This is a genomic window from Enterobacter genomosp. O (genome assembly GCF_001022965.1).
Taxonomy (GTDB): Bacteria; Pseudomonadota; Gammaproteobacteria; order Enterobacterales; family Enterobacteriaceae; genus Enterobacter; species Enterobacter cloacae_L.
The window spans coordinates 305,573-319,865 of the sequence record NZ_LECZ01000024.1 but is presented as its reverse complement, the minus strand read 5'-3'; the positions used below and the strand labels follow the sequence as shown (position 1 = coordinate 319,865).

The 14,293-nt window shown below is 54.0% G+C and carries 12 protein-coding genes and 1 tRNA gene; 8 read left to right on the top strand and 5 right to left on the bottom strand.

Going from position 1 to position 14,293, the window contains the following annotated elements; translation table 11 throughout:
• Positions 1-329: 329 nt before the first annotated feature.
• A complete protein-coding gene (gene lpxP, locus ABR39_RS09045; protein WP_167337201.1) occupies positions 330-1,250 on the bottom strand; it encodes a kdo(2)-lipid IV(A) palmitoleoyltransferase in 921 nt (306 codons plus the stop codon).
• Positions 1,251-1,514: 264 nt separating this feature from the next.
• Between lpxP and ABR39_RS09040 the strand changes: the two genes are divergently transcribed.
• Positions 1,515-2,894: a diguanylate cyclase gene (locus tag ABR39_RS09040; RefSeq protein ID WP_047346660.1), complete on the top strand. Its 1,380-nt coding sequence runs from the start codon at positions 1,515-1,517 to the stop codon at positions 2,892-2,894.
• 14 nt (positions 2,895-2,908) lie between these two features.
• On the opposite strand, the gene ABR39_RS09035 is transcribed toward ABR39_RS09040, so the two are convergent.
• Positions 2,909-2,980 (bottom strand) — tRNA-Arg (locus tag ABR39_RS09035).
• Positions 2,981-3,055: 75 nt separating this feature from the next.
• Positions 3,056-3,985 carry a formate/nitrite transporter family protein gene (locus tag ABR39_RS09030; RefSeq protein ID WP_047346659.1) on the bottom strand — a complete coding sequence of 310 codons (930 nt, stop codon included), beginning with the start codon at positions 3,983-3,985 and terminating at the stop codon, positions 3,056-3,058.
• 314 nt (positions 3,986-4,299) lie between these two features.
• Between ABR39_RS09030 and mlaA the strand changes: the two genes are divergently transcribed.
• Positions 4,300-5,052 carry a phospholipid-binding lipoprotein MlaA gene (mlaA, locus tag ABR39_RS09025; RefSeq protein WP_047346658.1) on the top strand — a complete coding sequence of 251 codons (753 nt, stop codon included), beginning with the start codon at positions 4,300-4,302 and terminating at the stop codon, positions 5,050-5,052.
• A 45-nt stretch (positions 5,053-5,097) separates the two neighbouring features.
• Here mlaA and fadL read toward each other — a convergent pair whose 3' ends face one another.
• Complete coding sequence (fadL, locus tag ABR39_RS09020; RefSeq protein ID WP_047346657.1) at positions 5,098-6,420, bottom strand: long-chain fatty acid transporter FadL; 1,323 nt, start codon at positions 6,418-6,420, stop codon at positions 5,098-5,100.
• 372 nt (positions 6,421-6,792) lie between these two features.
• Between fadL and ABR39_RS09015 the strand changes: the two genes are divergently transcribed.
• From ABR39_RS09015 to sixA, 4 genes are all read left to right on the top strand, one after another.
• A complete protein-coding gene (locus ABR39_RS09015; protein WP_047346656.1) occupies positions 6,793-7,077 on the top strand; it encodes a YfcZ/YiiS family protein in 285 nt (94 codons plus the stop codon).
• Positions 7,078-7,314: 237 nt separating this feature from the next.
• Positions 7,315-8,625 (top strand): acetyl-CoA C-acyltransferase FadI, encoded by a 1,311-nt coding sequence (gene fadI, locus ABR39_RS09010; RefSeq protein WP_047346655.1) that lies wholly within the window; start codon positions 7,315-7,317, stop codon positions 8,623-8,625.
• The gene (gene fadJ, locus ABR39_RS09005; RefSeq protein ID WP_047346654.1) at positions 8,625-10,772 is read left to right on the top strand and encodes a fatty acid oxidation complex subunit alpha FadJ; all 2,148 of its coding nucleotides are present in this window, start codon (positions 8,625-8,627) and stop codon (positions 10,770-10,772) included. Before fadI ends, fadJ begins: the two co-directional genes overlap by 1 nt.
• Positions 10,773-10,981: 209 nt before the next feature.
• Positions 10,982-11,467 carry a phosphohistidine phosphatase SixA gene (gene sixA, locus ABR39_RS09000; protein WP_047346653.1) on the top strand — a complete coding sequence of 162 codons (486 nt, stop codon included), beginning with the start codon at positions 10,982-10,984 and terminating at the stop codon, positions 11,465-11,467.
• A gap of 48 nt (positions 11,468-11,515) precedes the next feature.
• Here the strand turns inward: sixA and smrB are convergent, their stop codons facing one another.
• Positions 11,516-12,067, bottom strand: a complete 552-nt coding sequence (smrB, locus tag ABR39_RS08995; RefSeq protein ID WP_008502613.1) for an endonuclease SmrB — start codon at positions 12,065-12,067, stop codon at positions 11,516-11,518.
• Between the two features lie 145 nt (positions 12,068-12,212).
• Here smrB and prmB point away from each other — a divergent pair, with 145 nt between their 5' ends.
• The gene (gene prmB, locus ABR39_RS08990; RefSeq protein ID WP_023344605.1) at positions 12,213-13,145 is read left to right on the top strand and encodes a 50S ribosomal protein L3 N(5)-glutamine methyltransferase; all 933 of its coding nucleotides are present in this window, start codon (positions 12,213-12,215) and stop codon (positions 13,143-13,145) included.
• Between the two features lie 60 nt (positions 13,146-13,205).
• Entirely contained in the window at positions 13,206-14,291 is a 1,086-nt protein-coding gene (gene aroC / locus ABR39_RS08985) for a chorismate synthase (protein ID WP_047346652.1), read from the top strand.
• Positions 14,292-14,293: the final 2 nt, after the last annotated feature.

Below are 14,293 nucleotides of genomic sequence, written 5' to 3'. Positions count from 1 at the left end.
GCATTTAAAAACAGAGTCCACCTGAGTATAGAGAACTGAAATCCGGTCAAAACGGAAATGAGAATTTTCCCGTTACGCCGTCGACTCCAGCTCAGAATTCTGTGCTTTCCTGATGCCAGACGGCGCTAATGTACGCCTAAAAATAGGGGGTGACAAGAGGGATTTTTTTAAATAATTTCCGTTACTTACGAGTGTCGTGGAACGGCGACAGTTTGATTTCGCAACGCAATAAATTCACTTTGAGCGACGCACAGAAAGACGATTTTGCAGCAGGATGACAGGTGATTGAAAAGGTTAGTTTCTTAGTGAAACTAACCTTCATAAAGCGCTTAAATATAGAGCGAGGCTTCGCCGAGCGGGCGCGTTTTGAAACGACGATGCATCCAGAGATACTGCTCCGGCGCACGCATGATTTCAGTCTCGATGACCTTGTTGATAAACGCTGCGGCTTCGCACTCGTTTTCCGGATAGTTAGCCATTTCAGGGGAAATGTGCAGACGATAGCCTGATTTATCCGCTTTTCTCACCATCGTCACGGTCAGCATGGAAGCGCCCGACAGACGCGAAATAACAAAGGTACCGTTGGTCGTCGCAACGTCTTTAACCGCGAAGAACGGTGCAAAGCTGCTGCCCTTACGTCCATAATCCTGATCGGGTGCAAACCAGACGGCCTCACCTTTCTTCAGGGCGCCGACCATACCGCGCAGGTTATTACGGCTGATCATCGCTTTATTGGAACGCATGCGGCCACGGGTTTGAACCCACTCCATCAGCGCACTGTTGTGAGGGCGGTAGGTGGCCATCATTGGCTGACACAGACCCATCACGCGGCCTCCGAGTTCCAGCGACATAAAGTGAACGCCGACGACCATCACGCCGCGATTTTGCATCTGCGCGCGTTTAAGGTTATCCAGGCCTTCCACATCAAACCACTTGCGGACGCGCTCATCCGGCCAGAACCAGGCCATGCCGGTTTCAAGCAGCGCCATGCCGATAGACTTGAAGTTTTCAGCGATGAGCTTCTCGCGCTCCTCGGCATAGTATTGTGGAAAGCAAAGCTCAATATTTTTACGCGCGATGGATTCGCGACGTTTCAGGAAATAGCGGGATGTGCTGCCGAGTCTTGAGCCCAGTAAGCGGATCACCGGATAAGGAAGCTGTACCAGCAACCACAGTAAGCCAAGGCCAAACCATGTAAACCAGTAACGCGGATGCAAAAATGCGCGTTTGAAATTGGATTGAGACAAAATAGAGAAACCTATGTAGAGCCGGTGAAAGTAACGCTTAATGCGATACCACGTGCCTATTAGACCGTAGTACAAGGTCATGGTTGCAGGCTTTACCGATCTTTACGACGTTACCTGGCCATAGCTGACATTGGGTGGGCGGTGTAATGTAGCACCGTTATACGATATGTGCTATTACTCGTTTTTGATTAAAAAAGCGGCAGTGGCTGAGGCAGTTGATTTTGCTATTGTTATTAACAGTAACAAGTGACTCTGAAGGCGTTGACGATGGAAACTTATCTGCAAACGGTGAAAAGTGAGTGGGTTCAACTGATCAATGAAACCGATCTGCACATTCACGATGTTACAGCCCAGCTTGCTACCGACCATGCATCCGTTCTGATTGCGGAGTTCTATCGTGTTGTTTTGGCCGATCCTAACGTCGCTGATTTTTTGACCACGGAACAGGTGGAAAGGCAGCTGCAGGAAGCGCTGCGTCGCTGGCTGGTTGAGGTTCTCTCCTGTCAGGTAGAGCAGGTTGAGGAGCAGATACGGGCTCAGCAGCGTGCCGCCGATGTACATGCCCGTATCGGGATCTCTGTCGATCTGGTCGAGATGGGCTTCCGCGTGCTGAAAAAACTGCTGTTACCCATCATTAACGCCACTCCCCATCCTTCTGATGTGAAGCTCAGCATTTATCATTACGCCATTAACAGCATTGATCTGGCGATGGAGGTGATGTCGCGCGCGTATGTCTTTAGCGAGAACAATGCGGCAAAAGAGGACGAGAACTACCGGATTTTCTCGCTCATGGAGAATGCAGAAGAAGAGAAGGAACGCCAGACCGCCACGTTGCTGACCTGGGAAATGACTCTCCTTTATAAGGTGATGTTAGATTCCAGCATCGGAAACAGCCGTCCGCTTGGACAATCAGATTTTGGACTGTGGTTTAGCCATAAAGGCCGTCACTATTTCAGCGGTATCGCTGAAGCAGGGCATATTTCCCGGCTCATTCAGGAGTTCGACGAGGCGTTTAATGAGGTCCGCCAGGCTGAAGACGCGCTTCGTGACCGGTCACGGCAGGTGAAATTCTTGCGGCACGTGCGTAACACCCTCTCGCAAATCGTGACCCTCCTGCGTGAGCTGTTTGACGAGGTGGCCCGCCATGAGGTGGGAATGGATGTCCTTACCCGACTGCTTAACCGCCGTTTTTTGCCCACCATTTTTAAACGTGAAATCACGCATGCCACCCGCGCCGGTACGCCCCTTTCGGCGCTACTGATTGACGTCGATAAATTCAAACAAATCAATGATACCTGGGGCCACAATACGGGCGATGAAATCCTGAGAAAGGTTGCTGGCGCTTTTTATGACAACGTCCGCACTTGCGACTATGTTTTTCGCTACGGCGGTGATGAGTTTTTGATTGTCTTGACGGAAATCACCGAAGCCGACACTCTGCGTATAGCCGAGCGCATTCGCAAACGTGTGGAAAAAATTAAGGTTAACTCCCCGACCGGTGAACTGATACCGCTCTCTCTTTCAATTGGCGCGGCGATGTTTAACGGACATCCTGACTACGAACGTTTGATCCAGGCTGCGGATGAAGCGCTGTACGGTGCAAAACGACGCGGGCGGAACTGTGTAGAGTTATGGAAAACGCAGTGACCGAAAGAGGAAAGTGTCCCCTGCAGGAATCGAACCTGCAACTAGCCCTTAGGAGGGGCTCGTTATATCCATTTAACTAAGGGGACGAGGCGGCACGAGTATAGCGTTATTTACACTTTGCGTTAAGCGCATTGCCGCCTGACTGCTCAAAGAGTCACCATTCAGGTCGATTTTTTTGTCGATTTATCATCATTTTCCCGTGCCTTTTGTTCCGCTTTGCGTTTGTTAGACATGTCGTTACGGATTTGAGCATGGCTTAACAGCGCGAAGATAAACGTTCCGCCGCAGATATTTCCCGCAAGCGTCGGCAGGGCGAAAGGCCAGAAAAAATCGCTCCAGTGAAGCGTACCGTTAAAGACCAGATAGAGGATCTCCACGGTACCGACCACAATATGCGTGGTGTCGGCGAGCGCGATCAGCCAGGTCATCAGGATGATCACCACTATTTTGGCGCTGCCGGCTGAAGGAAACATCCAGACCATCGTGGCGATAATCCAGCCGGAGATGATGGCATTTGAGAACATTTCTAGCGGCGTGTTTTTCATCACGTCCATGCCAATTTTCACAAACGCGTCCCGGGTGGGTTCATCAAAAATCGGCATGTATTCAAACGCCCAGGCCGCGATGCCCGTGCCGATGATATTACCCAGCAGGACCACGCTCCACAGACGCATCAGTAAACCGAAATTGCCGAGGGTAGGGTTTTGCATCACCGGCAAAACGGCCGTCACCGTGTTTTCGGTAAACAGCTGCTGGCGGGCCATGATGACAATCACAAAGCCGAAGGTGTAGCCGAGGTTCTCCAGTAAAAACCCACCGGGCACGCCTTCCAGCTGAACATGAAATATCCCTTTTGCGAGCAGAGACGCACCCATTGACAGACCTGCCGCGATAGCCGACCAGAAGAGGGCCATGGCATCGCGCTCCATCTCTTTTTCGCCATCCTGGCGTATATGCTCGTGGATGGCCATCGCGCGGGAAGGGAGGCGGTCTTCATCAATTTCTATCTTCTCGCCGCGCGCTTTCTCCTCGCTTTCAATCTCAAGCTCCTCATTGCTCTCACCAATTTTTTCTTCGCTCACTTCTTTCATATCTGCTCCCGGAGGTTGATCTTTCTGTTAAGCGTAGCGGCTTTTATCGGGATGCCTGTGGGGATGGTCTTAAATTGGCGGCAATGACAACAAAGGTGATACATCTCTTTCAAAGACATTATAAAATTGCGAGCGAAACGAATTCCAAAAGCCAGGCTATGCTGAGATCAGAGTCACGGTGGTTACTGCCCGTAATTGTGCTCATAGACATCGGTAAACGTGCTGTTACAATCACTTGCACGTTTACAGACGGAGCGTCACGGCTCCGTTACGGATGGCAATCAACGATAGCCATACTGAACAGGGAGATATTTATGAAACTTCGGCTGTCGGCGCTTGCGCTGGGCGCGACGATGCTTGTGGGCTGCGCCAGCTCCGGGGAGCAAACGGGACGCTCCGATCCTCTCGAAGGATTTAACCGCTCAATGTATAGCTTCAACTACAACGTGCTGGACCCGTATGTGGTTCGCCCGGTGGCTGTAGCATGGCGTGATTATGTTCCCCAACCTGCGCGTAACGGATTAAGTAACTTTACCAGTAACCTCGAAGAGCCTGCGGTCATGGTGAACTACTTCCTGCAGGGTGACCCGTATCAGGGGATGGTGCACTTTACCCGCTTCTTCCTGAACTCCATATTGGGGATGGGTGGCTTTATCGATGTCGCCGGCATGGCTAATCCGAAACTGCAGCGTGAACAGCCGCACCGTTTCGGCAGCACGCTGGGACATTATGGCGTCGGATATGGCCCTTACGTGCAGTTACCGTTCTACGGCAGCTTTACTATTCGTGATGATGGCGGCGATATGGTGGATACGCTGTATCCGGTCCTGTCGTGGCTGACCTGGCCGCTGTCGATTGGTAAATGGACGGTAGAAGGGATTGAAACCCGCGCGCAGTTGCTCGACTCTGATGGCCTGCTACGTCAGTCTTCAGATCCGTACATTATGGTGCGTGAAGCGTACTTCCAGAATCATGACTTTATTGCCAACGGCGGTAAGCTGAAGCCGGAAGACAACCCGAACGCGAAAGCTATCGAAAACGAACTCAAAGATATCGATTCGGAGTAAATAAAAAAGGTGAGCAATGCTCACCTTTTTTAATCCCTGCGCGAATCAGAACGCGTAGTTGAAGTTCATACCATACAGCCAGGCTTTACCTTCGGAAGAGAACTCATACGGACCTTCCTTGAAGTTAACTTTTTGACCGTGCATATAAGAGATACCGGCATCAACCGAGGCATCTTTGTTGAAGGCATAGGTCGCACCTGCGCTCAGCCAGAAGCGGTCCTGATCCGGAATAGAGATGGAACGCTTGTCGGCAGGTACCGGGCTATCATCGAAGGCAATACCGGTACGGAACGTCCAGTTGTCATCCATGTAGTAGGTGGTCCCCAGCGCGATGCGGTAAGCGTCGCGGAAGCTTTCATCTTTATAGAAGAGCGTGTCGCCCTTGCTGTTGGTCGCTTTCAGCTCCTGGAACTGACTCCAGCTGGTGTAGGTCAGGCTATAGTGAATTGCCCACTGCGGTGCCACTTTGTTATAACCTGACAGTTCCCACATTTCCGGCAGGTGCAGGCTCAGAGAGCCGCCGGTGGTACTGCCGTTGGTGCCCATCGGCAGGCCGAAGTTGCCGAGGATCTGGTTATAGGCAGAAGGCAAGCTGCTCTTATAGTCGCCATCAAAGTCGATTTTTACTTCGGAACGGTAGGTAAAGCCGTAACGGTTGTTCTTATCAAGTTCGTACAGGATACCGGCGTTCCAGCCAAAGCCCCACTCGTCACCCTTCAGATAGGCAATCTGGGTGTCTGCCGGAATGCCCGCCACTTGCTGCGCCAGTGGTGGTGGCAGCGCGCCCGATCCCGCCACGATTTTGCCCAGGTCGCCCGCGTAGCGTTCGATTTTCGCTTTGGCATACACAGCGTCAAAGCCAACGCCAAAGCTCCAGTGATTGTCCAGACGGTAAGCACCGCTCAGGTTCAGGTTCAGGGTTTCCAGGTCGGTTTTACCGCCAAACGCCCCAGCGGCATAGTTATCACTAAACTCGGTCGCTAAACCGTAGTTAGAGGTGACGGAGGCACCCCAGCCAAACTGGTCGTTGATAGGTGCGACGAAGTGCAGGTTTGGCACCCATGCCGTTGGCGCGATGTTATCCGCATTCAGGCTGGCGCCCGTCGGAGAACGACCTGAAATATCAACGCCTGGATCGACAAAAATAGCACCAGCAGAGAAGGTCGGACGATCGAACATCATGATCAGCGCAGGGTTACGACTCGCGTTACCCGCGTCATCCGCGATCGCACCTTCCCCGGAATACGCACGGCCAAGGCCAGAGGAAGAAAATTCGTTTAACTGAAAGCCCGCTGACCAGGCGGAAGTAGAGACGATTGCCACTGCGACTGCCAGCGCAGTTTTGTTGAACAGGGTTTTCTGGCTCATGACCATAACCTCATTGAGTTATTTTTATTCAATAATTGTTACATACCGTAACAGGAGCGCGAAGTGTAGGGTCTGAGGTATGACATACAAATCAGACCAGTGGCGTGAGTATAGGTCTGACCAGCTAGAATGTTGCAAGTTTGTTTATTAATATTTTCAAACATGTTTCTTGAAACGAGATCTGGTTGGCAAAATTGTGACCATTGCGACTCACCCAAAAGGGTGGTTTTTGTTTTAGATCATTTTTTAGTGTGATATTGGTCACTTATCCGCTTTTACGCCATTAACGGCTGGAGAGAGCCAGCGCCGGGGCGTAAAATATCAGCATCGTGTTTATCTCGCGCGCTGCGCGAATACAGAGGAAATTGAGCTATGAGTAAATGCAGTGCTGATGAAACCCCGGTTTGCTGCTGTATGGATGTTGGGACCATCATGGACAACACCGATTGCACCGCCTCTTACAGCCGCGTATTCACCAACCGTGCCGAAGCGGAAGAGACCCTTACTGCACTGAGCAAGCGCGCGCGTGATGTTGAATCCGATCCGTGCGAAATCAAGTCTACCTTCACCGAAGTGGACGGCGGCGTGAAGCTGGATATCGATTTCGTCTTCGCCTGCGAAGCCGAAACGCTGATTTTCCAGTTAGGCCTGCGTTAATCTCTGCGGCCTGATGCCCTCACCCCCAGCCCTCTCCCACGAGAGAGAGTGCAAACACTAAAAACGGTAACCTATGGGTTACCGTTTTGCTTTTACTTCGGAGCATTTTTCTTTTTCTTCTCTGTGTTTTAGCTCGCACTTTTTCGTTTCCCCGATTGGCTGAATGTAAAAAAATGGTTAAGACTATTATCAGGTCAGACCACTTTATGTTTGAGTTAATTTTTACAGGGGAGTGTTATGAGTCAGGCATTACCGCTTATTACCCGTCAGGGCGATCGCATTGCCATCGTCAGCGGATTGCGTACGCCATTTGCGCGTCAGGCAACGGCGTTTCATGGCATACCGGCTGTCGATCTGGGGAAAATGGTAGTGGGAGAGATGCTGGCTCGCAGCGAAATTCCGCCTGAAGTTATCGAACAGCTGGTTTTCGGCCAGGTTGTGCAGATGCCGGAAGCACCCAATATTGCGCGGGAAATCGTTCTCGGTACCGGGATGAACATTCATACCGATGCCTACAGCGTCAGCCGCGCCTGTGCGACCAGTTTCCAGGCCGTTGCTAACGTCGCAGAAAGCCTGATGGCGGGCACTATTCGTGCCGGGATTGCAGGTGGGGCGGATTCCTCTTCGGTACTGCCTATTGGCGTCAGTAAAAAGCTGGCGCGCATCCTGGTGGATGCCAACAAAGCCCGCACGACGGGGCAGAAACTAAAACTCTTCTCGCGTTTACGCCTGCGCGACCTGATGCCTGTGCCACCTGCCGTCGCGGAATACTCTACCGGCCTGCGCATGGGAGATACCGCAGAGCAGATGGCAAAAACGTACGGCATCACCCGCGAACAGCAGGATGCCCTGGCGCATCGTTCACATCAGCTTGCGGCAAAAGCCTGGTCGGAAGGCAAGCTGACCGACGAGGTCATGACCGCCTATATTCCCCCTTACCGCGAACCGCTCGCGGAAGATAACAACATTCGCGGCACCTCGACGCTGGCGGATTACGCAAAACTGCGCCCAGCGTTTGACCGCAAACACGGTACGGTAACGGCGGCTAACAGTACGCCTCTGACGGATGGGGCCGCCGCCGTGATCCTGATGACTGAATCCCGCGCGAAAGAGCTGGGCATCACCCCTCTGGGCTATTTACGCAGCTATGCCTTTACTGCCATTGATGTCTGGCAGGACATGCTGTTAGGTCCGGCGTGGTCCACGCCGCTGGCGCTGGATCGCGCGGGGCTGACGCTGGCTGATTTAACCCTGATTGATATGCATGAAGCGTTCGCCGCGCAAACCCTGGCCAACGTACAGTTGCTTGCAAGCGAGCGTTTTGCGCGCGACGTGCTTGGCCGAACGCATGCCACGGGCGAAGTGGATCAGAGTAAATTCAACGTGCTGGGGGGCTCCATCGCCTACGGTCATCCGTTTGCGGCGACGGGGGCGAGGATGATCACGCAAACATTACACGAGCTACGCCGCCGTGGCGGCGGTTTTGGTCTCGTCACCGCCTGCGCGGCGGGTGGGCTGGGTGCGGCAATGGTTCTGGAGGCTGAATAATGGACATGACATCTGCATTTAACCTGACGGTTCGCCTCGATAACGTCGCCGTGATAACCATTGATGTCCCTGATGAAAAGATGAATACCCTGAAGGCCGAGTTTGGTGTTCAGGTGCGCGCGATGCTAAAGCAGATCCGCGAAAACAAGGCCATTCGCGGCCTGGTGTTTATCTCTGCCAAGCCGGACAACTTTATTGCCGGGGCCGATATCAACATGATCGCCCGGGCGCAAAGCGCGCTGGAGGCTGAAGAACTGGCGCGTCAGGGCCAGCAGGTGATGGCGGAGATCAATGGCCTGCCGATCCCGGTCATCGCAGCCATCCACGGTGCCTGTCTGGGCGGTGGGCTGGAGCTGGCGCTGGCCTGTCATAGCCGCATCTGTACTGACGATGCGAAAACTATTTTAGGCCTGCCTGAAGTGCAGCTCGGCCTGCTGCCTGGCTCCGGCGGAACACAACGTCTGCCGCGCCTGGTGGGCGTCAGCACGGCGCTGGAGATGATCTTAACCGGTAAACAACTGCGTGCCCGCCAGGCGCTAAAGGCCGGTCTGGTCGATGACGTCGTACCGCATTCCATTTTGCTGGAGGCTGCCGTTGAGCTTGCGCTGAAAGGACGTCAGGCAAAACGTCCTTTGCCGGTCCGCGAGCGCGTGCTGGCCGGGCCACTGGGGAGAACGCTGCTGTTCAATATGGTGGGCAAAAAGACCGAACAAAAAACCAAAGGCAACTACCCGGCGACAAAGCGGATCCTGGAGGTTATTGAAACCGGGTTATCCCAGGGAAGCAGTAACGGCTACGCCGCTGAGGCCAAAGCTTTTGGCGAACTGGCGATGACGCCCCAGTCACAGGCGCTGCGCAGCATCTTCTTCGCCAGTACAGACGTGAAAAAAGATCCCGGTAGCGAGGCACAGCCCGCTCCGCTGAACGCTATTGGCGTGCTGGGTGGAGGGCTCATGGGCGGGGGCATCTCATTTGTTACCGCCAGCAAAGGCAAATTGCCCGTACGGATCAAAGACATCGCTGCGAAAGGGATCAACCACGCGCTGCAGTATAGCTGGCAGAACCTTGATCAAAAGGTAAAACGCCGCCATATCAGAGCAAGCGAGCGGGATAAGACCCTGGCGCTGATCTCCGGCACGACGGATTACAGCGGCTTTGCCCATCGCGATCTGGTGATTGAGGCCGTGTTTGAAGACCTGGCGCTTAAGCAGCAGATGGTCGCTGACGTTGAGCAACATTGCGCCCGACATACCATTTTTGCCTCAAACACGTCGTCATTACCGATTGGCGATATCGCGGCGAAAGCCGCGCGTCCGGAGCAGGTGATAGGCCTGCACTTCTTTAGCCCGGTCGAAAAAATGCCGCTGGTGGAGGTGATCCCACATGCCACGACCAGCCCGCAAACCATCGCCACCGTAGTGAAGCTGGCTAAAATGCAGGGTAAAACGCCGATCGTGGTGGCGGACAAAGCCGGCTTTTACGTCAACCGCATTCTGGCACCGTACATTAATGAAGCCATGCGGCTGCTGACGGAAGGCGAGAAAATTGAGCACGTCGACGAGGCGCTGGTAAAGTTTGGTTTCCCCGTTGGCCCAATCCAACTTTTGGATGAGGTGGGAATAGACACCGGCACTAAAATTATACCAGTGCTGGAAGCTGCCTATGGCGATCGTTTTAGCCCACTTGCAAACATTGTTTCTGCAATTTTGAAGGACGATCGCAAAGGTAGAAAAAATGAACGCGGTTTCTATCTTTACGGCGCGAAAGGGCGTAAAAGCAGAAAACAGGTCGACCCTTCAGTTTATGGGCTTATTTCGACCACCGGTCAGGGAAAACTGTCCGCCGTTCAGTGTGCTGAGCGCTGCGTGATGATGATGCTCAATGAAGCGGCGCGCTGCTTTGGTGAGCAGGTGATCAAGAGCGCGCGCGATGGTGACATCGGCGCGGTATTTGGTATTGGTTTCCCGCCGTTCCTTGGCGGCCCGTTCCGTTACATGGATACGCTCGGCGCGGATGAAGTGGTTGCAATACTGCAACGTCTGGCTTCGCAATATGGTCCGCGGTTTACGCCGTGTGACGAATTATTGCAGATGGCGGAACGGGGCCAGACATTTTGGCCCGCAAGGGAAACTGTCCTCGTAAGCTGAGGTCAAAGAAGGGTAAATCCTGAAGTGAATGAACCTGTTCTGGCGATTTTGTAAACAGAGATTGACTATACTTACGCCAATGAGGTAAAAAACAGCGTTTCATTCACCGAATGGATCAGGCACAATGCCCGGCCATCGGGTTTTCTACCTCTCAGTATTTATCGCGGGTAGTTAACGCCGGTGATTCTGGTTAACAAAAGCGGTGCAATATGCAAGTTTTTATCATGCGTCACGGCGACGCGGCACTCGATGCCGCCAGTGACTCAGTACGTCCTTTGACCGTCTGTGGCTGCGACGAATCTCGTCTGATGGCGACCTGGCTTAACGGTCAAAAAGTGGACATCGAACGCGTTCTGGTGAGTCCGTTCCTGCGTGCAGAACAGACGCTGGATGTGGTAGGGGAGTGTATGAACCTGCCGGCCAGCGTGGATGTTCTCCCTGAACTCACCCCATGTGGCGATGTAGGCCTTGTCAGCGCTTATCTTCAGGCGCTGTGCAATGAAGGTGTCGCTTCCGCGCTGGTCATTTCCCACCTGCCACTGGTTGGCTATCTGGTATCTGAGCTGTGCCCGGGCGAAACGCCGCCTATGTTCACGACCTCCGCCATTGCTAATGTCTCTCTGGACGAAACGGGCAAAGGTGTCTTCAACTGGCAGATGAGCCCGTGCAACCTGAAGATGGCAAAAGCCATCTGACGTGGCGTGCGTTAGCGCGGGGGAGCACAATCTGCCCCCGCCGTCCTGTCAGGGTAATTCTGGCGGCTGCCACTCTTCCACTTCTATCAACACCAGTAATGCGGCATCTCCGCCGTACTCTTTGGGTGCCTGATGGAAAGCCATCACGTGTGGATGCTGAGCCAGCCACAGCGGTGTCTGTTGCTTCAGAATGTGTTTACCGTGGCCGTGCATGACGCAGGCGCAAAAAACATGTTCGCGGCGACAGGCCGCGATCAATGCACCCAGTTCCTGTTTGGCCTGCATCTGCGTTAACCCGTGCAGATCGAGAAACAGCTCTGGCGAATAATCCCCGCGGCGTAATTTTTTCAGCTCAAAATGGCTGACGTCTTCACGTACATACTTTACAGCCCCTTGCGTGTTAAGCAGCGGCTGAAATTCATCTGAAAAATAGTGGCTGTTATCCGCCTGCTCCTGCAGCAGCCGTTTGACCGGTACTTCGCTGATTTTTTTACGCTGCGGACGATGGACAATGGTGTCCTGCGCGATTTTACGCGTCCCGGTCATCAGCTGTCGGAAGAGCGCCTGATCCTCCTCACTGAGCGATGTTTTCTTTTTCATTCGTCATTCTCATCTCGTATTTCCGATAGTGTACCCGACTAAACGCATTTTTTAACCTCAAGCGCGACGCGTCATTGCTGATTTATCGCCGTCTTCATGGCAAACTAGCCGCCGAAAATTATGCGAGCATGCCCTGGAGGAAAGAGTGGATAAAATATTTGTCGATGAAGCAGTAAACGAGCTGCATACCATACAGGACATGTTGCGCTGGTCGGTTAGCCGCTTCAGCGCCGCCAATATCTGGTACGGTCACGGTACCGATAACCCATGGGATGAGGCCGTACAGCTGGTGCTGCCATCTCTCTACCTGCCGCTGGATATTCCGGAAGACATGCGCACCGCGCGTCTGACCTCCAGCGAAAAGCACCGTATCGTTGAGCGCGTGATCCGCCGCGTGAACGAGCGCATCCCGGTCGCCTACCTGACCAACAAAGCCTGGTTCTGCGGCCACGAGTTCTATGTCGATGAACGCGTGCTGGTGCCGCGCTCGCCGATTGGTGAGCTGATCAACAACCACTTTGAAGGCCTGATCGGCCATCAGCCGCAGCACATTCTGGATATGTGTACCGGCAGCGGCTGCATTGCCATTGCCTGCGCTTACGCCTTCCCGGAAGCGGAAGTCGACGCCGTAGATATCTCCACCGACGCGCTGGCCGTGACCGAGCACAACATTGAAGAGCACGGCCTGATCCATCACGTTACGCCAATTCGCTCTGACCTGTTCCGCGACCTGCCGATGCTGCAGTACGATCTGATCGTCACCAACCCGCCGTACGTTGATGCGGAAGACATGTCCGATCTGCCGAACGAATATCGTCACGAGCCGGAACTGGGTCTGGCGTCAGGCTCTGACGGCCTGAAGCTGACCCGCCGCATCCTGGCCTGCGCGCCGGATTATCTGACCGATGACGGCGTTCTGATTTGTGAAGTGGGCAACAGCATGGTACATCTGATAGAGCAGTACCCGGATGTGCCGTTCACCTGGCTTGAGTTCGACAACGGCGGTGACGGCGTCTTTATGCTGACCAAAGCGCAGCTGCTCGACGCGCGCGAACACTTCAGCATCTATAAAGATTAATCCAGCGGGCTTCGGCCCGTTTCACAACGCTCAAACACAAACAACTACATCGGAGCCGTGATGGCAGGAAACAGTATTGGACAGGTATTCCGGGTGACCACGTTTGGTGAGTCGCACGGGCTGGCACTGGGCTGTATCGTTGATGGCGTACCGCCAGGCATTGAACTGACCGAAGCAGATTTACAGCACGACCTTGACCGTCGTCGTCCGGGTACCTCTCGCTACACCACGCAGCGTCGCGAGCCGGACCAGGTCAAAATTCTCTCCGGCGTTTTCGAAGGCCGCACCACCGGCACCAGCATTGGTTTACTTATCGAAAACACCGATCAGCGCTCTCAGGACTACGGCAGCATCAAAGACGTCTTCCGCCCGGGCCACGCTGACTACACCTACGAACAAAAGTACGGCTTTCGCGACTATCGCGGCGGCGGACGTTCATCGGCGCGTGAAACCGCGATGCGCGTGGCGGCAGGGGCGATTGCGAAAAAATACCTGCAGCAGAAATTTGGCATCGTTATCCGCGGCTGTCTGACCCAGATGGGCGACATTCCGCTGGCGATCAAAGACTGGGATCAGGTAGAACAAAATCCGTTCTTCTGCGCCGATGCGGACAAGCTTGAAGCGCTGGATGAGCTGATGCGCGGCCTGAAAAAAGAGGGCGACTCCATTGGCGCGAAAGTGACCGTGGTGGCCGACGGCGTCCCGGCTGGCTGGGGCGAACCGGTATTTGACCGTCTCGACGCCGACATCGCCCACGCGCTGATGAGCATCAACGCGGTGAAGGGCGTAGAGATTGGCGACGGTTTTGACGTGGTATCCCTGCGCGGCAGCCAGAACCGCGACGAAATCACGAAAGCGGGTTTCCAGAGCAACCACGCGGGTGGCATCCTCGGGGGAATCAGCAGCGGGCAGCAGATTATTGCCAACATCGCGCTGAAGCCAACCTCCAGCATTACCGTGCCGGGCCACACGATTAACCGCGATGGCGAAGAAGTTGAGATGATCACCAAAGGACGTCACGATCCGTGCGTGGGGATCCGCGCGGTGCCGATTGCAGAAGCGATGCTGGCAATCGTGCTGATGGATCACTTCCTGCGCCAGCGCGCGCAGAATGCGGATGTGACGACCACCATTCCACGCTGGTAAAC

Coding starts and splice junctions, on each gene's coding strand:
- ABR39_RS09040 (WP_047346660.1), top strand. CDS start 1,515: ATGGAAACTTATCTGCAAACGGTGAAAAGTGAGTGGGTTCAACTGATC.
- ABR39_RS09030 (WP_047346659.1), bottom strand. CDS start 3,985: ATGAAAGAAGTGAGCGAAGAAAAAATTGGTGAGAGCAATGAGGAGCTT.
- mlaA (WP_047346658.1), top strand. CDS start 4,300: ATGAAACTTCGGCTGTCGGCGCTTGCGCTGGGCGCGACGATGCTTGTG.
- fadL (WP_047346657.1), bottom strand. CDS start 6,420: ATGAGCCAGAAAACCCTGTTCAACAAAACTGCGCTGGCAGTCGCAGTG.
- ABR39_RS09015 (WP_047346656.1), top strand. CDS start 6,793: ATGAGTAAATGCAGTGCTGATGAAACCCCGGTTTGCTGCTGTATGGAT.
- fadI (WP_047346655.1), top strand. CDS start 7,315: ATGAGTCAGGCATTACCGCTTATTACCCGTCAGGGCGATCGCATTGCC.
- fadJ (WP_047346654.1), top strand. CDS start 8,625: ATGGACATGACATCTGCATTTAACCTGACGGTTCGCCTCGATAACGTC.
- sixA (WP_047346653.1), top strand. CDS start 10,982: ATGCAAGTTTTTATCATGCGTCACGGCGACGCGGCACTCGATGCCGCC.
- smrB (WP_008502613.1), bottom strand. CDS start 12,067: ATGAAAAAGAAAACATCGCTCAGTGAGGAGGATCAGGCGCTCTTCCGA.
- aroC (WP_047346652.1), top strand. CDS start 13,206: ATGGCAGGAAACAGTATTGGACAGGTATTCCGGGTGACCACGTTTGGT.